This is a genomic window from Micromonospora costi (assembly GCF_003626655.1).
Lineage (GTDB): Bacteria > Actinomycetota > Actinomycetes > Mycobacteriales > Micromonosporaceae > Micromonospora > Micromonospora costi.
The window spans coordinates 669,590-685,941 of sequence record NZ_RBAN01000004.1 but is presented as its reverse complement, the minus strand read 5'-3'; the positions used below and the strand labels follow the sequence as shown (position 1 = coordinate 685,941).

Genomic DNA, 16,352 nt, shown 5'->3' with positions numbered 1-16,352 from the left:
CGCGGAACCATCGGGGGCGCTGGGTGGATCTTCGGTTGCTCGGGCCGGTGGAGATCTGGGGTCCGGGCGGACCGGTCGAGCTCGGGCCGCCCCGCCAACGCAGCGTCCTGGCAGCACTGGCCTGCGACGGCGGGACGGTACTGCACGCCGAGATGCTGATCGACCGGGTGTGGGGCGACCAACCGCCGGACCAGGCGCGCCACACACTGCACTCCTACCTCGCCCGGCTCCGCAGGATCCTCGAAGCCGCCGGCGGTGCGCGGCTCGTCCGCCGCTCCGGCGGCTACCTGCTCGACGGCGCCCCCGACCTCATCGACCTGCACCGTTTCGCACGCTGACGGCCCAGGCCCGGCAGCAACACCGCTCCGACGCCGACAGAGCCGGCCTGCTGCGGGATGCGCTCACCCTGTGGCGCGGCGTCCCCCTGGCCGGCCTGCCCAGTCCCTGGGCCGCCGACGTACGCGCCGCACTGCACCGGCAGTACCAGGACGCGACCCTCGCGTGGGCCGAGGCCGAACTGCGACTGGGCAACGCGGCCGCCACGGCCGACCGGCTCACCGATCTCCTCGCGGCCGACCCGTTCGCCGAACCGGTCGCCGCGATGCTCATGCGCGTCCGCCACGCCCTCGGCCGAGCCGCCGACGCCCTGAATCTCTACGCCACCATCAGGACCCGCCTGGCCGAGGAACTGGGCACCGACCCGACCGCGGAACTGCAGGCCGTACACCAGATGATCCTGCGCGGTACGACCTCCACGCCGCCGGCCGCGCCCACGCCCGCCCACCGGCCCGCGCTACTGCCACCCGACGCCTACGGCTTCGTCGGCCGGGAGGCGCAGCTGACCCGCCTCGACGAGGCCCTCAACCGGCCCGCGCGGCAGCCGACCGCCCTACCCATCTGCATCGTGACCGGCGCGCCCGGCGTGGGCAAGACGGCCCTGGCCGTGCATTGGGCCCACCGGGTTCGCCACCGCTTCCCCGACGGCCAGCTCTACCTCGACCTACGCGGTTTCGGACCCGGTCCGTCGGCCCTGACCACCGCCCAGGCGGTTCGCCGCTTCCTCGACGCACTCGGCATCGCACCCCGACGGGTACCAGCCGACGTGGACGCACAGCTCGACCTGTACCGCAGCGAACTCGCCAGCCGGCGGGTCCTGCTCCTGCTCGACAACGCACGTGACGTCGCCCAGGCGCGGCCGCTGCTCGCCGGCGGCGCCGGCTCCATGGTGCTGCTGACCAGCCGCAGCCGGCTCACCGGACTGGTGGCCACCGGCGGCGCCCAGCCGGTGCACCTCGACGTGTTCAGCCAGGCCGAGAGCCGGCAGTTCCTGCTCCGCCGCATCGACGACGGCCGCGCCGACGCCGACCCCGCCGCGATCGCCCGGATCACCGAGCACTGCGGCCGGCTGCCGCTTGCCCTGGCCATGGTGGCTGCGCAGGCCGTGCAGCGCCCGGCGTTCCCGCTGGCCACGCTGACCGAGGATCTGGCCCGACCCGGAAGCCGACTCGACGCGCTGGGCGGCGACGACGCCGCGACCGACCTGCGGTCGGTGTTCGCCCACTCGTACGCTGCCCTCGACCCCGCCGCCGCCCGACTGTTCACCCTGCTCGGCGTCTGGTCCGAGCCGGAGGTGACCCTGGCGACCGCGGCCAGCCTCGCTGGCACGCCGCTGCCGGACACCCGCCGGACGTTGGCCCGCCTCGCCGACGCGCACCTGGTGGTGGAACGGTCGACCGGTCGCTACGTCGTACACGATCTCCTTCTCGAGTACGCCGGGGAGCGCCATCTCGACGACGCCGCCCGCGAGGCGGCGACCCGCCGCGCCTTGGACCACCTGCTGCACACCGCCCACGCCGCCAACGTCGCGCTGGCCACGCGTCGCGTCCCGAACCCGCTCGCGCCGCCGCGCCGCGGGGTGGTCGTCGAACCTGTCGGCTCGATGGATGACGCGTTCGACTGGTTCAGCCGCGAGCTGACCCACCTGACGGGGGCGGTCGAGCGGGCGGGCCGCACTCGCGCACTCACGACGTACGTGCCGCAGCTCGCCGACGCCATGAGCACCTTCCTCTACCGCCGGGGCTACTGGGCGGAGCAGCTCGCTGTCCAGGAGGCGGCGCTGCGGGCGTCTCGCGAGCTGGGCCACGTGGCCGGCGAGGCGCGGGCGCGTCTGCTCATCGGCCACGCGCTGACCCCGATCGGCCGCCACGACGACGCCGAGGACAACTACCTCTCGGCTCTCACCCTGTTCACGACGGTCGGGGACATCGACTCCCAGGCACAAACCCATCGCCACCTCGCGTGGCTCAACGAATGCCGGGACCGCTACACCGACGCGCTGCGTCACGCGCGGGAAGCGCTGGCACTCACCGCGAAGGCCGGGACCGAGCACGCCCAGGCCGAAGCTCTCAACCAGGCCGGGTGGTACCACACGCTGCTCGACCAGTACACGGAGGCGGTCGACTACTCCCAGCGCGCCCTCCACCTGCACCGGCGGCAGGGCAACCGCGCCGGTGAGGCGAACGCGCTGGACAGCCTCGGCTACGCCTTTCACCGGCAGGGCCGTCACGCGGACGCGATCCGGCACTACGAACGCGCCCTCGGGCTGTTCCGCACGATCGGCGCCCGGCTCGACGAGGCCGAGGTGCTCGACCACCTCGGTGACGCCCACGCCGCGGTCGGTGCGGGGGAAGCCGCGCGGGCCGCCTGGACGGACGCGCTGGCCATCGTCGAACCGCTCGGTTACGCCGGTGCTTCCGCCTTGCGGGCCAAGCTGAACAGCCAGACCGCTCCCGGCACGCAACCGCCCTGGCCCGCACCGAAGGAGGCGTAGGGCCAGGGCGGCCGACTTCCGCGGAATGAGGACGATCGAGCAGATCAGCCGTTGCTGACAGCTCTCTGGACGGTCACCGTTCGTCGACGTCGTGACCGGCGGCCACGTCGCCGCACTCGACGAGGGTCACCTGCGCGGCGTGCTGGCGCAGGTACGCCCGCGCGCCCTGGTCGCCGCGCAGGGTCGGGATGATCGCCGCCCAGTGGTCGCGGCCCACCACGACCGGATGTCCCGGCTCGCCGTCGTAGCAGGCCCGCACCAGGCATCCGGGGTGGGCCCGCGCCAGCAGCCGGGCCACCGCCGCCGGGGAGACCCCGGGCATGTCCACCAGGTGTACGCACACCGCCGAGACCCCGTTCATGCCGGCGGCGGTGGCCAGGCCGAGCCGTAACGACGAGGCCATACCCTCGGCCCAACCCGGATTGTCGACCACCCGTACACCGTCCAGGTCGACGGCCGCCCGGGTTTCGCGGGCGCCGGCACCGAGGACCGCGACGAGCGGGTCGCAGCCGCCGTCGCGAAGCACGCGCAGCGCCGGCCCGAGAAACACCGGTGCCTTGGGGCCGCCGTAGCGGCGACCCGCCCCGGCGGCCAGGATCAGCCCGGCGACGCGGCGCGGAACCCGGGACGGACCGCCCATCCGAGCACCCTTCGGTCGACTCGCGGGAGGACGCGTCGTCCGCGAGACCTTCGCTACCAGCGAAGATGGTACGCCGGCCTCGGCGCGGTGTTGCCTGATCCTATCGTTGGAGCGAGGATCGGTCCTGTGCTTCAATCGGGCCGTGGACCTCGCCGAGCTGCGGGCGCTGCTGGCCCGCCACGCCCGACCCGACATGAGCACGGCCATCGAGGGAGTGCTGATCTCGAAGGTCGAGCAGCGCACTCCGCCGACGACGTCCATGTCCGGCACGGTGATGGCGCTCATCGCCCAGGGCGCGAAGCAGATCGCGTTGGGCGACCGCGTCTACGAGTACCGCGCCGGTCAGTACCTCGTCGCCTCCGTCGACCTGCCGGTCACCGGCCGGTTCACCCGGGCCAGCGTCGACGCGCCCGCCCTGGGCTTCGGGCTGGTGCTGCAGCCGTCCATGATCGCGGAACTGCTGTTGCAGGCCGCCCCGGGCGACCTCCCGCCCGCTCCCGCCGGAACGCCGTCGGGGATGGTGGTCAGCGACGCCCCCGACGAACTCGGCGACGCGGTGATCCGCATGCTGCGGCTGCTGGACCGACCCCGCGACCGCGCGGTGCTCGCCCCGCTGATCAAACGGGAGATCCTCTGGCTGCTGCTCACCGGGGAACAGAGCGGCGCCGTCCGGCAACTCGGCCTGGCCGACAGCAGCCTCAGCCACATCGCCCGGGCCGTGACGTGGATCCGCGAGCACTACGCGGAGTCGTTCCGGGTGGAGGATGTGGCCCGCCGGTGCGGAATGAGCGTGTCCGCGTTCTACCGCAACTTCCAGGCCGTGACCTCGATGAGCCCGATCCAGTTCCAGAAGCAGATCCGGCTGCAGGAGGCTCGGCTCCTGCTCGCCACACACGCCAACGACATCACCGGTGTGGGTGTGCGCGTCGGCTACGAGAGCCTGTCGCAGTTCAGCCGTGAGTATCGTCGCCAGTTCGGCGCCCCGCCCAGCCAGGACGCCGCCCGTTTGCGCGGCATGACCCGCGCCACCGTGCCGGCGGTCGTGTGACCGGCGGCGCTCGCCCGGAGCCCGCCGGGCTGACGGACCCTCCACCGGAGACCCCGCCAGCGCTACGCCGGGACCAGAGCCGCGCCGAGAAGGCGGGCCAGCCAGTCGCTACGGGTCCGACGTGCCGCGGCCGACAGAGGAGCCGTCGGATACAGGGCGTCGAAACCGTGGCAGCCGCCCGCCCACACGTGCAGGTCGGCGTGACCACCGGCGGCCCAGATGCGGGTGGCGTAGTCCACGTCCTCGTCGCGGAAGACCTCGGCTGACCCCGCGTCGATGTAGGTCGGCGGCAGGCCGGAGAGGTCGTCGGCCAGCGCCGCTGAGACGTACGCGGGCACCTCGCCGTCGAGACCCGCGAGCACGCAGCGCCAGCCGAACTCGTTCATCTCGGCCGTCCAGACACCCGGACCGCCGGCGTACTGCCGACTGGAGGTGGTGCCGTTGCGGTGGTCGAGCATCGGCCCGATGAGCACCTGGGCCGCGATCGCCGGGGTACCGCGGTCGCGCGCCATCAGCGTGACCCCGGCGGCGAGGCCACCGCCGGCGCTCGCCCCCGCCACGACGATGCGCCCGGGATCGATGCCCAGCTCGGCCGCGTGCTCGGCGACCCAGGTCAGGCCGTGGTAGCAGTCGTCGACCAGCGTCGTACCGCCGACCTCCGGCGCCAGCCGGTAGTCCACCGAGATCACCACGGCACCCAACAGGTCCAGCCAGTCGAGCGGGATGTCGATCTGCGAGTAGCGGTCTCCCATGACCATCCCGCCGCCGTGGATCCAGTAGACGCACGGCGCCGGGCCGCTGCGGGTGGTCCCGGTGGGGCGCAGGATCGACAGGAGGATCCGCGCGCCGTCCGCAGCGGGGACGGTGATCTCGCGCCGCTCCACCGCGCGGCCGTCGAGCAGCGACTCGACCGGCTGCGTCGCGAACCGGCGGACCTGGGCGAGCACCTCGGCGTTGAGCTGGGGAACGGGCATGCCGGCGAGCAACGCGCGCAGGTCGGGGTCGAAGTCGGGTCGTGCCGTCATCGTGAGGAGTCCTTTCGGAAGGTCTTCAGGGGTGTTCAGAACGCGGCCTTGCCGCCGACCGGCACCTCGTCGACGTACTGCGACTCGCCCAGCAGCAGCGGCGCAAGAGCCGCGACCAGCGCCTGCGCCTGCTCGGTGCCGAAGAACGCGGCGTGGGCCTCCGGGCTGGTCCAGCCCTCGGTGACGTGGACGACGTCGGGATTGCCGGCCGAGCGGCCGACCAGGAAGACGACGCAGTCCGGGTGCGGGAGCGACGGCGCGTCGAGCAGCAGCTCGATCAGCTCGTCCGCCTTGCCCGGCCGCGCGGTCATCGTGGCGTGGAAACCGTGGTTGACGGTCATCAGATCTTCCCATCGTGGGTTGCATGACATTTCCTCTGCGCACCCAATCCTGCTGCTCAACCAGCGCAGACGATAGGCGGATGCTCGCCCGCCCTTGCACGATCCTGCCGATTCAGGAAGCGCTATGGCCGCCACGCAAGATGGAGCGGGAGCGCGAGGCCCGAACTGATCGCCTAGCGGGTAGCGGCCGGGGCGAGTAGCGTTCGACGTGGCACCCGGTGTGCCACGTCGAGGTCGGCTTCGCCGTGCGTTCGCTTTGTCCTCCCCGGCGCCGGATGGATGGTGGCTCCCTCGTCCGGCCCTCTGATCGCCCCTAGCCGGAGCGAGGACCGAGTCCTCCGATGACCCATGCTGCCCATCACGGCCTGCTGCGCTGCGATCACCACGACGTGAGGCCAGGCCTGCGGTACGTCACCTTGACCGGTGAAGCCGACCTCGCCACCGCCGATCAACTCGAGCGCGACCTGGGGCGGCTGCTCGCCCCCGCCTGGGTCGTACACCTCGCTCTGGACCTGACCCTGCTGAGGTACCTCGACTGCGCCGCGCTCGCCGTACTGGTGGCCGTCAGACAGGCCGCCTCTGCCAACAGCCAGAAGGTGACCATCAGCGCCGCGGGCGGGACCCCGCAGCGCGTCCTTGCGCTGACCGGGGTCGGGCAGCTCTTCGGCTATCCGCCGCCTGCCGTCGTCTCCGTACCGTCCACCCGCTACGAGCGGATGCCGCCATCTCTACGCCAGGCATCGCTGAGGTTCGCGTCCTGACCCATGGTCCGAGTGATGAGTTGTCGCGCCCGCGCCCGTCATACCTAGGACGGGACACGACGAGGCGGAAGGATGACGTGATGGGTGCGGACACGCGGCTGGGTGAGCTGGGCGTGGGCGGTCTGGGCGAGGTCGACGAGCCGGCGTTCTCGGGGCTGGCGGAGCGGCACCGGCGGGAGCTGCACGTGCACTGCTACCGGATGCTCGGGTCGTTCGAGGATGCCGAGGACACCGTGCAGGAGACGTTCCTGCGTGCCTGGCGGCGGCGGGAGACCTTCGAGGGGCGGTCGACGTTCCGGGCCTGGCTGTACCGGATCGCCACCAACGCCTGCCTGGACATGCTCGCCAAGTGCCGTCCGGAGCCGGCGACGGGCGGCGAGGTGCCGTGGCTGCAGCCCTATCCGGACCGGCTGCTCGACGAGCTGCCCGCGGGCGACGCGGACGAGCCGGAGACCGTCGCCGTCGCGCGGGAGACGATCGAACTGGCGTACCTGGTCGCGGTCCAGCATCTCGCGCCGCGCCCGCGGGCCGTGCTGATCCTGCGGGACGTGCTCGGCTGGCCGGCGAAGGACGTCGCGGAGCTGCTCGGCGACTCCGTCAACTCGGTGAACAGCGCGCTGCAGCGGGCCCGCGCCGGCATGCGGGAGCACCTGCCCGCCGAGCGGCAGGACTGGACCGGCGGCGGGGAGGACGCCGGGACGCGCGAGCTGGTGCGCCGCTTCACCGACGCCAGCGTGGCCACGGACATCCCGGCGCTGACCGCGATGCTGCGGGACGACGTCCGGTGCTCGATGCCGCCCACCCCGGGCCTGCAGGTCGGCCGCGACGCGGTGGTGAAGGACTGGATCGAGGACGGCTTCGGGGACCTGAAGGGCCTGCGCGGCGTCGCGACCTCCGTGAACCGGCAGCCCGCCGTCGCCTTCTACCTCTGGCGGCAGGAGGAGGGTGCGTACCTGCCGCTGACGATCGACGTCCTGCGCGTCACCGGCGGGGCGATCACCGAGATCGTCATCTTCCACGACGACCAGTTCCCGCGGCTCGGGCTGCCGGAGCGCCTGCCGGCGGACGGCACGGAGTAGTCCCCACGCGGACGCGCGCTACGCGGTGGCGCGCGTCTCGGGGTGGTCGCGGGTGCGGTGTCGCCACCCCCGCGGTCAGGACACACAGCCCGTACGCCAGTACCGAACGACGGAGGAGCGTCATGGACAGCATGGATGACACCGGGATCGTCGCACGCCCGGCGTCGCGTCACACCAGCCACACCCACCGACTGCGCGGGCTCGCCGTCACCGGCGTCATCGCCACGCTCGCGGCGATGGTGGCCACCACCCTCGCCGCCGCGCTCGCCCAGGCGGTCGGCGTCGACTTCGAGGTTCCCGATGGTGGCGAGGCGATCCCCTTGCCCGGGTTCGCCGTGGTGACTGGCTTCTTCTCGGTCGTAGGCATCGTCATTGCCGTCGCTCTTCTCCGGTGGAGCGCGCGCCCCGCCGAGCGATTCCTGTGGACGGCAGTGTCGCTGACCGCGATCTCGCTGGTCCCGCCCCTCATCTCCGGGGCGAACACCGCCACCACCGCCGCCCTCCTCGCGCTACACCTCGTCCCCGCCGCGGTGATGATCCCCACCCTGGCGCGGAGCCTCCGCACCCGGACCGACTGAGGACTCCTCCCGTCGTCGGGCGCGTCGATCATTTGTGGCGGCCGTGCACGCCCAGATGGGTGACTCCGAAGCTGTGGTCGTACTTGACGCCGTACTTCATGAGGCGGTCGAGGCCGAGGTGGAGCAGGCCGACGGCGCCCGCGACGGTGAGCGCGCTGTTGTGCCATCCGGCTCCCGCCGCGAGCAGGGCCAGCGGTAGGGGCGCGGTGTGCGCGAGGTTGTAGACCCAGGCGCCGATCCGCGGCCCGGCGAGGTAGGCGAACCACGACAGGTCGGGGACGAGGAACAGCGCCGGGATCAGCCACCAGGGCTGACCCGTGCCGGCGAAGATGGCGAGCCCGCCGCCGGCGACGGCGAGGCCTTCGATTCGCAGCCAGGCCAGTGGCCGGCCGGTGACCACGCCGGTGACGCCGTCGGTCGCCGGTGCCGTGGTGTTCGTGACGGGATGGGCGGTGGTCATGTCTGTCCTCCGGGGGCTGGAGCGGTGCGAGCTGGTCGGTGATCAGGGCTTCGACGAGGCGCGAGCGTTCGCGTGAAGGAACGGCAGCATCAGCGACACCACCTCGTCGGGGTACTGGACGTGCGGGTAGTGACCCGCGCCCTTGATGACCTCGAGCCGGGCCAGGCCGGCCGGCATCGCGGTCACGATCGCCTCGCCCTCGGCCCGCGGGTCGACCCAGTCCGGGTCCAGCGAGCCCTCGATGATCAGGGCCGGGCAGCGGACGTTGCCCAGCTGGGCTCCGGCGTCGGCCGGCGTCGACTGCATCATCTTCCGCAGCGCCGTCATCCGGCCGGGCTCGCGCAGCATGGCGTCGATCTCCGCAAGACGGACGGTCCAGTCGGCGGGCTTCCGCCCGGGGTAGGCGAGGTCGAGGTAGCCCCGCCAGGACGACAGGCTGCCCATCATGGTGCCCGCCAGCCGCAGCGCCCCCTTGCGGTAGGAGGCGACGCGCAGGTCGCCCAGCTTCATCGCCTGCTCGCGGGTGAACGGCGCCAGCTCGACGATGGCGCTGATCAGGTCGGGTGCCTGGGCGGCCGCGATGGTGGCCGAGCCGCCGGAGATCGAGTGCCCGACCAGCACGGCCGGGCCGCCGAGGTGGCGGATCACGGCAAGCAGGTCGCCGGCGATGTCGGTGCGGGTGAAAGAGGGCCAGTGCGCGCTCGACTCGCCGCAGCCCCGCAGGTCGACCGCGGCCACCCGGTAGCCGGAGGCCGCCAGGAGCGGCGCGACGAACCGGTACGCGTCGCGGCTGTTGCCCATGCCGTGAGCCAGGACGACCAGCGGCCCCTCACCGGTCACCTCGTACGCGATCGTGCCGCCGTCGACGGTCAGGTAGTCGGTCACCCGGACCTCCAGGAACGTTGCTGGTTGGCTAAGTGTGTTAGCTACAGGCTAACTGGATTAGCCAACCTCGTCAACATCGGCCCTGGGGCCGGGCCGGTCGGTCCGCTCGCCCTCCGTCCTGTCGCGGGTCGACGCCGAACCGCCGTCACGGAACCGGGAACGCGTCACGCTAGGCTGCACCGGCCATTGTTCCGGCACCGTGGTCACGACTGGTGATCCGACATCCCGGTGCCGGATCCCACATCGGCGTGGATCAAATGCATAAATTGACGCCACTCGACGGACGAATGGTTCTCCAAACGATCGGCCATGAGAAGATCGTCTTCACTTTGATCTTACCGATTGGTAATCGTTGACCATCTCGTGATCCCGCCGTGACCCTGTCGCCACCGGTTTTCCAGGGTAGGAGGGGCGATGAGGTTACGGCACGTAGCGGCCGTGGCGCTAGCCACGGCCATGGTGGGACTCGTATCGGTACCCGTGCAGGCCCGGGTGCTCGATCGGCCATCAACCCAGGTCGGCGTCAAGGTCAAGGGCGTGCCGACGCCCAAGGAGTTCTTCGGCTTCGAGATGGGCGATGAGGGCAACCTGGCCCACTTCGACAGCATCAAGCGCTATTTCAAGCTCATCGCGGACCGCTCCGACGAGGCCGAGTACCAGGTCGTGGACCGCACGACCCTCGGCAACGACTACCCGATTCTGTTGATGAGCAGCAAACACAACCTCAAACGGGTCAACCAGGTTCTCGACATCAACAAGCGCCTGTCCGACCCGCGGGTGATGAAGGCCGAGGCGAAGCGGGCCGGAGTTCCGGTCGACGAATACGCCAGGAAACTCGTCTCCCAGAGCCTGCCGGTCTACTACATCGAAGCGACGATCCACTCCACGGAAGTCGGTCCCACACAATCTCTGGTCAACGTCGTACACCGGCTCGCGACGGAGAACTCCGACTTCACCCGGCAGGTCCTCGACAACGTGATCCTGCTCATCGTCCCCTCGCAGAACCCGGACGGGCAGAAGCTGGTCGTCGAGCACTTCAACAAGACGGCCGGCACCGCCTACGACCGCGTCTACCCGGACCTGTACCACCACTACACCGGCCACGACGACAACCGCGACTGGTTCATGCTGACCCAGAAGGAGTCGCAGACCCGGGTGCGGCTCGAACAGAAGTACCGGCCGGTCGCGCAGCACTACATGCACCAGGCCGGAGCGACGTCGCCGCGGATCTGGTCGCCGCCGTGGGACGAGCCGATGTCCGAGACGCTGGACCCGATCGTCGTGTCCGCGGCCAACTCCATCGGCATGCAGACGCAACGGGACCTCGTGGCCGAGGGCAAGAAGGGTTCGAAGTGGAACGACGCCTACGGCATCCTGTGGAACGCCGACGTCATCGGCTACAGCCCGTTCCTCGGCACGTCGACCTGGCTGACGGAAATCGCCTCCGTCCGGGACCTCGCCTACACCTACACCTCTGACAAGATCCTCGAGCCGGCGAACAAGACCCTGCGGTCGGTGCTGCCGTACGACAGCAAGACCTGGACGCTCAAGCAGATCGTCGAGTACGGGGCCGCGGCGGCCTACTCCGGCATGAAGACGGTGGCCAGCGACCCCGCGTCGTGGCTGTACAACAACCTCTACCTGTCCAACGCCAACAGCGAGACCTGGACCGGCGGCCCGTACGCGTACGTCGTTCCGGCGGACCAGCGCGACCCCTACGCCGTGTACGACATGCTGAAGATCTTCGACTTCGGCCAGGTGGAGATCGACCGGGCCACGAGGCCGTTCACGGCGGGCGACCAGAGGTACCCGGAGGGCTCCTACATCCTCAGGACGAACCAGCCGATGGGCCGCTGGGTCGACCAGCTGCTCCGGATCGACACCTACCCGGACGCCGCCCGCAAGTGCGCCGAATGCCCGCTGATCATGCCGTACAGCGAGACCACCGACAACCTCGCCCTGTTCATGGGCGTGGACGTCGACGCCGTCACGAAGCCCTTCACGGCGACCACCACCCGGGTTCGGGGCATCGAACCGGCGACGCACCAGATGCCGGGCCACCCCGGCCCGAACGGCGCCTACGTCCTCAGCCCCACCTCCTACGGTCTCGGCCAGGTCATCGCCGACCTGCAGGACGCGAATGTGCCGGCGTACCGGGCCAAGGCCGCCGTCACGGTCGCCGGTCGGACCCTTCCCGCCGGCGCGCTGCTCGTGCCGGCCGGCAACTCCACGGCCCGCCAGGTGCTGAGCAAGGCCAGCCAGGACACGGGCCTGCCGGTGTACGCCACCAACGCGGTTCCCACGGTCGCCGCGGTCAAGCTGAAGGACCACACCCGGGTGGGTCTCATCCGTGGGGCCAACAACATGCCCGGCGGGTGGATGATGTGGATGTTCGACCAGATCGGCGTGAACTACGAGGTCGTCACCGCGGACGACTACGCCAGGCTGGGCAGCAAGTACGACACCATCGTGCTCGCACCCGGTGTCTCGGCGAACACCATCACCCGCGGTCTCGACCCCGCCAAGAACCCGCCGGAGTTCCACTGGGCCCGCGGCGTTCCGGACGGACTGGACAAGCTAAAGCAGTTCGTCGAGGCCGGCGGCAACCTCGTGGCGCTGGGCAGCGCGTCGAGCACCGCGGCCACGTCGCTCGGCCTGCCGGTCCAGAACGTCACGCCCACCAATCGGACCACGTTCAGCGCGCCGGGCGCGCTGCTCAAGCAGAACTACGACCCGGCCGTGCCGGCGGCGTGGGGCATGCCCGAGTCGTGGCCGACGTGGTTCAACAACGACGCGGCGTTCAAGGTGACCGGCGACGCTCAGATCGCGGCCACCTACCCCCAGGAGGACAACCTGCTCGTGAGCGGCTACGCCCACGGCACCTCCGCCATCGGCGGCGCCACCAACATCGCCACCTTCGACGTCGGCAAGGGTGAGGCCACCATCGCCGGCGCCCACATCACCTTCCGTACCTGGCCGCGCGCCTCGTGGACCGTGGTCACGAACGCCATGTACAACGGCGCGGGCCAGGACGTGACCGCGCAGCAACTGGCCAGCCTGTTCCGGTAGGGCGGTGGCCCGTCCACGGGCCTGCCCGCGAGCACATCGGCTGCGGTGCCAACCAGGCACCGCAGCCGATGTGTCACCGCGACGTCGCTCGTACGCCTCGCGTCACGGAATGAACGTCACCTCGGGGAAGGCCGCGCTCGGACCGTCCAGCAGATGCCCCCGTTGCCGCAGGTGCAGATCGAAGAACGCGAGCGGGTACGCCTGCTGGATCCGAACCGCACGGGCGGGATCGAGCGTCCCGATGAAACCTCGCAGCTCGTCGTCGCTCATCCCGATGCCTCTCGCCAGCTGCGGGATCAGCCACTGCACGTCGCAGTACGACGAATGGACCGCACCCTCGGCCTGGACCGTGAGCCGCCACCCACGCAGACGCGACCAGAACTCGGCCACGCTCGGTTCCGCCGCCCGGGTGAACGCCGCCGTCATCAGCATGAACGGCCGGTCCAGCTCCCGGGTCGGCGGTTGTGACTGCATCGGGCCGTCGAAACTCAGCCCGGCCCGCACGCGCCGGTCCTCGGCCATGACGAGAGCGGTCGCCGTCGCGCCCTTCGACCAGCCGAACATGCCGATGCGACGCAGGTCGAGGGCCGCGCCCAGGCCGGCCGGCAGCGGCCGGCGCCCGGCGTCGGGATTGCGCCCGGCGGCGAGGTCGGCGACCCGGTCGAGCACGAACCGGACGTCCTCGGCGAAGTCCCACGGTGTCAGCGCCGGGTCGTTCACCGGGACGATGACCCGGCCGTCGGGGAACTGGCTGAACGCGTCGTGCGTGTGGTCCACCGTGACCACCACGTACCCGTGACTGGCCAGCTCCTGGACGACGATCGTGGTGTCGGAACGGTGGTCGTGCGCGCCGTGCGAGAAGACGACGACGGGCAGGCGTTCACCCCGGCGTCGTCGTACCGGCGCACCCTCGTGCCCGGCCGTGAGTGGCGCCACCGCCGCGTCGGCGCCGAACCCGGCGACCGTGAGGAGTTCGCGGAGCGGGGCCGGCGGCATCCACCGCGCGAGCGGGTACCGCCAGGTGTTCCGGGCCGGGTACCAGACGCTGGTCATCAGCTCGCGGTACCGCCCGGGGCCGGCCGCCGGATCCGGACGCGACCGGTCGACCAGATGCAGCGACACCGTGCCCACCGGAAACGGCCCGGTGGGCGGGGGGAGTGTGGGGCGCACCGGGTCCGGCGTGGCCGCAGCCGTACTCGCCCGGCCTGCGGCGCCGATCGGCGCGGCCACGCCGGCGGCCAGTGCGGCGGCGAGTGCGCGGCGGCGTGTGATGAGCTGCCGCTGGTTGACGCCTGTGGTGGTCATGGCCCTCCCTCGGTCGGTCCAACTACACGCCGAGAGTATACGCCGAGAGTATATCCTCGGATAGTAGGCGCGTGTGGCCGACGTCGTCCGTCAGCGCGCGGCGCTCAGGGTGGCCAGGTAGTCGTCCAGCATCTCCACCTGCCGTTGCGGCGGAAACGCCGCCGGATCGAACAGGGCCTGGACCACCAGCCCGAGGACAAAGGACTGCGCGCCAGCGGCGATGCGGGCGGGGTCGCCGGGAGGCAGTTCCCCGAGTTCCTGGGCTGCGGCCACCCGCTCGGTCAGCCTGGCGCGGCCGTTCGCGTACTTGCGGCCGTAGTCCGTGCTCAGGTCGGGATCGGAGAGTGCGGTGTCCCAGGAGGAGACCCAGATCCGGTTGCTGTCGGTCGCCTCGGGGGTCAGCGGAAGGATGTCCAGCAGCGCGTCCCTGAGGGCGGCCAGGCCGGCACCGGTGTGACGGCGGGGGCGGGAGGCGGTGCGCTGGTCGAGCAGGTCGAGGGCGTACCGCACGAGGGCCTGTTTGGTGGGGAAGTAGTGCGTGAGCAGGCCGGTGGTCGCGTCGAGTTCGGCGGCGACGGCGCGCAGGGTCAGGCCGGCGAAGCCCCGGGCGGCCATGACCTGCCAGACCGCTTCGGAGACATCGCGCCGGCGAGCCTCGTGATCTCCCTTGGTGCGTGGCATGCCGCCACGGTACATTGCCGTAACGCTTGTTATGTGAATGGAGGCTCCCATGTTCTCGCTGCCGCTGCGCGGTGCTCGCCTCGGGCCGCTGGAGGTCTGGCACGCCGGGGAGTTCGCCGACCATCTCGACCGGGCCCGCGAGCACATCCGGCCCTGGGTCGGCGCCGCCTTCGTCACCGACGACGTGGACGGGGCGCGGGCCACGCTCACGCGGTACGCCCACCGCCAGGCCGACGACGGCGCCCGCCTGTACGGAATTTGGCGGGAGGGCGTGCTGGTCGGCGGGGTGATGTTCACCAGCTTCGACGCCACCGTGGGCTCGTGCGAGATCGGTTGCTGGCTCGAACCGTCGGCCGAGGGCCACGGGCTTGTCATGCAGGCGTGTGACGTGTTGTTGGACTGGGCGTTCACGTCCCGGGGGCTGCACCGGGCCGAGTGGCACTGCCGGGCCGACAACGACCGCAGCTCGGCGGTGGCCAAGCGGCTCGGCATGACGCTGGAGGGTGTGCGCCGCGAGGCATGGCCGTACGCGGGTGTGCGCTACGACAAGCAGGTGTGGGCGGTCCTGGCATCCGACTGGCGGTCCCAGCGCCAGTCGCCGGTCAGGCCTTGAAGGTCTGCTTGGCCAATGCGTGATCGCCTCGACGATCTCGGTGGGTGCGGCGGCGGCCCATGGTGTCAGTCGGCGAGGAGCGTTCGCGCTTCGGCGTCCTGGGAGGCGGCCCAGGAGGCGAGCAGGCGTAACGCGTCCTCGGACGTCGAGCCGGGCTCGGCGGTGTAGATGGTGAGGGTGAGGCCCGGCTCGGCGGCCATCTCCAGCCCCTCGTAGGCGAGGGTCAGGTCCCCGACCACGTGATGACGGTATTTCTTGACGCCGGTGCCGTGGTGCCGCACGTCGTGGGCGCCCCAGCGTGCGCGGAACTCGTTGCTGCGAGTGGAGAGCTCGCCGACGAGATCGTGCAGTTCCTTGTCGTGCGGATCGCGGCCGGCCTCGGTGTGCAGGATGGCGACGCAGACGTCGGCCGCCAGGTCCCACTCGGGGTAGAAACGGTGTGCCCTGTCGTCGAGGAACGTGAACCGCGCGATGTTGGCGGGACGCTGCGCGTCGGCGTACGCCTCGGCGTAGAACGCCCGTCCCAGCCGGTTCGCGGCGAGCAGGTCCATGCGGCCGTTGCGCACGAAGGCGGGGCCGTGGGTGACCGCGTCGAGCGTCCACTGGAGGCTGGGACGCACCGACCAGGACCTCGCCGTGCGCCGCCGGGGCCGGATGAGCGCGCTACTGCCGTCCGCGGCGCGCGCCAGGTTGAACAGGTGTGCCCGCTCCGCGTCGTCGAGCTGCAACGCCCGCGCGATCGCCGTCAACACCGACGGCGACACCCCGGCGAGGGCGCCGCGTTCGAGTTTCGCGTAGTACTCGATGCTCACGCCGGCCAGTACGGCGACCTCTGCGCGGCGTAGGCCGGGGACCCGGCGGTTCGTGCCGGCCGGCACCCCCGCCTGCTCGGGGCTGATCTTGGCTCGCCGCGAGACGAGGAACTCGCGGACCTCCCTGCGGTTGTCCACGCCTCGACGGTACGTGGCGCGGCCGCACGGTGGGGTGTACTACCGGTACACCTCACAGCGGGAACTCCCTGCGCGGGCCGTGTCGCG

At 71.3% G+C, this 16,352-nt stretch carries 16 protein-coding genes; 8 read left to right on the top strand and 8 right to left on the bottom strand.

The genetic code is table 11. The annotated features are described in order from the left end of the window. The first annotated feature begins 23 nt into the window (after positions 1–23). Together D7193_RS34330 and D7193_RS24985 are read left to right on the top strand one after the other, a co-directional pair. Positions 24–338 carry an AfsR/SARP family transcriptional regulator gene (locus tag D7193_RS34330; RefSeq protein WP_158674855.1) on the top strand — a complete coding sequence of 105 codons (315 nt, stop codon included), beginning with the start codon at positions 24–26 and terminating at the stop codon, positions 336–338. After that, positions 335–2,830 (top strand): ATP-binding protein, encoded by a 2,496-nt coding sequence (locus tag D7193_RS24985; RefSeq protein WP_241563441.1) that lies wholly within the window; start codon positions 335–337, stop codon positions 2,828–2,830. The genes D7193_RS34330 and D7193_RS24985 overlap by 4 nt, the downstream gene beginning before the upstream one ends. A 73-nt stretch (positions 2,831–2,903) precedes the next feature. Here the strand turns inward: D7193_RS24985 and D7193_RS24980 are convergent, their stop codons facing one another. Next, positions 2,904–3,470, bottom strand: coding sequence for a nucleotidyltransferase family protein (locus tag D7193_RS24980; protein WP_120781983.1), 567 nt, complete (start codon positions 3,468–3,470; stop codon positions 2,904–2,906). 142 nt (positions 3,471–3,612) lie between these two features. Between D7193_RS24980 and D7193_RS24975 the strand changes: the two genes are divergently transcribed. Then, the gene (locus D7193_RS24975) at positions 3,613–4,518 is read left to right on the top strand and encodes an AraC family transcriptional regulator (protein WP_120781981.1); all 906 of its coding nucleotides are present in this window, start codon (positions 3,613–3,615) and stop codon (positions 4,516–4,518) included. Between the two features lie 62 nt (positions 4,519–4,580). Here the strand turns inward: D7193_RS24975 and D7193_RS24970 are convergent, their stop codons facing one another. Together D7193_RS24970 and D7193_RS24965 are read right to left on the bottom strand one after the other, a co-directional pair. Then, on the bottom strand, positions 4,581–5,543 hold the full coding sequence (locus tag D7193_RS24970; protein WP_120781980.1) for an alpha/beta hydrolase: 963 nt from the start codon (positions 5,541–5,543) through the stop codon (positions 4,581–4,583). A 35-nt stretch (positions 5,544–5,578) separates the two neighbouring features. Beyond that, positions 5,579–5,884: a putative quinol monooxygenase gene (locus D7193_RS24965; protein ID WP_120781978.1), complete on the bottom strand. Its 306-nt coding sequence runs from the start codon at positions 5,882–5,884 to the stop codon at positions 5,579–5,581. A 341-nt stretch (positions 5,885–6,225) separates the two neighbouring features. Here D7193_RS24965 and D7193_RS24960 point away from each other — a divergent pair, with 341 nt between their 5' ends. The 3 genes from D7193_RS24960 to D7193_RS24950 all read left to right on the top strand — a co-directional run bounded on the left by D7193_RS24960 (position 6,226) and on the right by D7193_RS24950 (position 8,302). Beyond that, the gene (locus tag D7193_RS24960) at positions 6,226–6,645 is read left to right on the top strand and encodes an STAS domain-containing protein (RefSeq protein ID WP_120781976.1); all 420 of its coding nucleotides are present in this window, start codon (positions 6,226–6,228) and stop codon (positions 6,643–6,645) included. An 80-nt stretch (positions 6,646–6,725) separates the two neighbouring features. Further along, positions 6,726–7,724: an RNA polymerase subunit sigma-70 gene (locus D7193_RS24955; protein ID WP_120781975.1), complete on the top strand. Its 999-nt coding sequence runs from the start codon at positions 6,726–6,728 to the stop codon at positions 7,722–7,724. A gap of 122 nt (positions 7,725–7,846) precedes the next feature. Then, entirely contained in the window at positions 7,847–8,302 is a 456-nt protein-coding gene (locus D7193_RS24950) for a DUF6069 family protein (RefSeq protein WP_120781973.1), read from the top strand. 28 nt (positions 8,303–8,330) lie between these two features. Here D7193_RS24950 and D7193_RS24945 read toward each other — a convergent pair whose 3' ends face one another. Together D7193_RS24945 and D7193_RS24940 are read right to left on the bottom strand one after the other, a co-directional pair. Next, positions 8,331–8,762, bottom strand: a complete 432-nt coding sequence (locus D7193_RS24945) for a DUF4260 domain-containing protein (protein WP_120781971.1) — start codon at positions 8,760–8,762, stop codon at positions 8,331–8,333. Between the two features lie 42 nt (positions 8,763–8,804). Then, the gene (locus D7193_RS24940; RefSeq protein WP_120781970.1) at positions 8,805–9,647 is read right to left on the bottom strand and encodes an alpha/beta fold hydrolase; all 843 of its coding nucleotides are present in this window, start codon (positions 9,645–9,647) and stop codon (positions 8,805–8,807) included. Between the two features lie 537 nt (positions 9,648–10,184). Here D7193_RS24940 and D7193_RS24935 point away from each other — a divergent pair. Continuing rightward, positions 10,185–12,716: a M14 family zinc carboxypeptidase gene (locus D7193_RS24935; protein ID WP_158674854.1), complete on the top strand. Its 2,532-nt coding sequence runs from the start codon at positions 10,185–10,187 to the stop codon at positions 12,714–12,716. 102 nt (positions 12,717–12,818) lie between these two features. Here the strand turns inward: D7193_RS24935 and D7193_RS24930 are convergent, their stop codons facing one another. Together D7193_RS24930 and D7193_RS24925 are read right to left on the bottom strand one after the other, a co-directional pair. After that, a complete protein-coding gene (locus D7193_RS24930; protein WP_120781966.1) occupies positions 12,819–14,021 on the bottom strand; it encodes an alpha/beta hydrolase family protein in 1,203 nt (400 codons plus the stop codon). Between the two features lie 90 nt (positions 14,022–14,111). Beyond that, positions 14,112–14,702 carry a TetR/AcrR family transcriptional regulator gene (locus D7193_RS24925; protein WP_174242718.1) on the bottom strand — a complete coding sequence of 197 codons (591 nt, stop codon included), beginning with the start codon at positions 14,700–14,702 and terminating at the stop codon, positions 14,112–14,114. Positions 14,703–14,751: 49 nt separating this feature from the next. Here D7193_RS24925 and D7193_RS24920 point away from each other — a divergent pair, with 49 nt between their 5' ends. After that, positions 14,752–15,315, top strand: coding sequence for a GNAT family N-acetyltransferase (locus tag D7193_RS24920; protein WP_120781963.1), 564 nt, complete (start codon positions 14,752–14,754; stop codon positions 15,313–15,315). A gap of 65 nt (positions 15,316–15,380) precedes the next feature. Here the strand turns inward: D7193_RS24920 and D7193_RS24915 are convergent, their stop codons facing one another. Further along, complete coding sequence (locus D7193_RS24915) at positions 15,381–16,265, bottom strand: helix-turn-helix transcriptional regulator (protein WP_120781961.1); 885 nt, start codon at positions 16,263–16,265, stop codon at positions 15,381–15,383. Positions 16,266–16,352 lie beyond the last annotated feature (87 nt).

Coding starts and splice junctions, on each gene's coding strand:
- D7193_RS24925 (WP_174242718.1), bottom strand. CDS start 14,702: ATGCCACGCACCAAGGGAGATCACGAGGCTCGCCGGCGCGATGTCTCC.
- D7193_RS24980 (WP_120781983.1), bottom strand. CDS start 3,470: ATGGGCGGTCCGTCCCGGGTTCCGCGCCGCGTCGCCGGGCTGATCCTG.
- D7193_RS24945 (WP_120781971.1), bottom strand. CDS start 8,762: ATGACCACCGCCCATCCCGTCACGAACACCACGGCACCGGCGACCGAC.
- D7193_RS24930 (WP_120781966.1), bottom strand. CDS start 14,021: ATGACCACCACAGGCGTCAACCAGCGGCAGCTCATCACACGCCGCCGC.
- D7193_RS24955 (WP_120781975.1), top strand. CDS start 6,726: ATGGGTGCGGACACGCGGCTGGGTGAGCTGGGCGTGGGCGGTCTGGGC.
- D7193_RS24965 (WP_120781978.1), bottom strand. CDS start 5,884: ATGACCGTCAACCACGGTTTCCACGCCACGATGACCGCGCGGCCGGGC.
- D7193_RS24920 (WP_120781963.1), top strand. CDS start 14,752: ATGTTCTCGCTGCCGCTGCGCGGTGCTCGCCTCGGGCCGCTGGAGGTC.
- D7193_RS24950 (WP_120781973.1), top strand. CDS start 7,847: ATGGACAGCATGGATGACACCGGGATCGTCGCACGCCCGGCGTCGCGT.
- D7193_RS24960 (WP_120781976.1), top strand. CDS start 6,226: ATGACCCATGCTGCCCATCACGGCCTGCTGCGCTGCGATCACCACGAC.
- D7193_RS24970 (WP_120781980.1), bottom strand. CDS start 5,543: ATGACGGCACGACCCGACTTCGACCCCGACCTGCGCGCGTTGCTCGCC.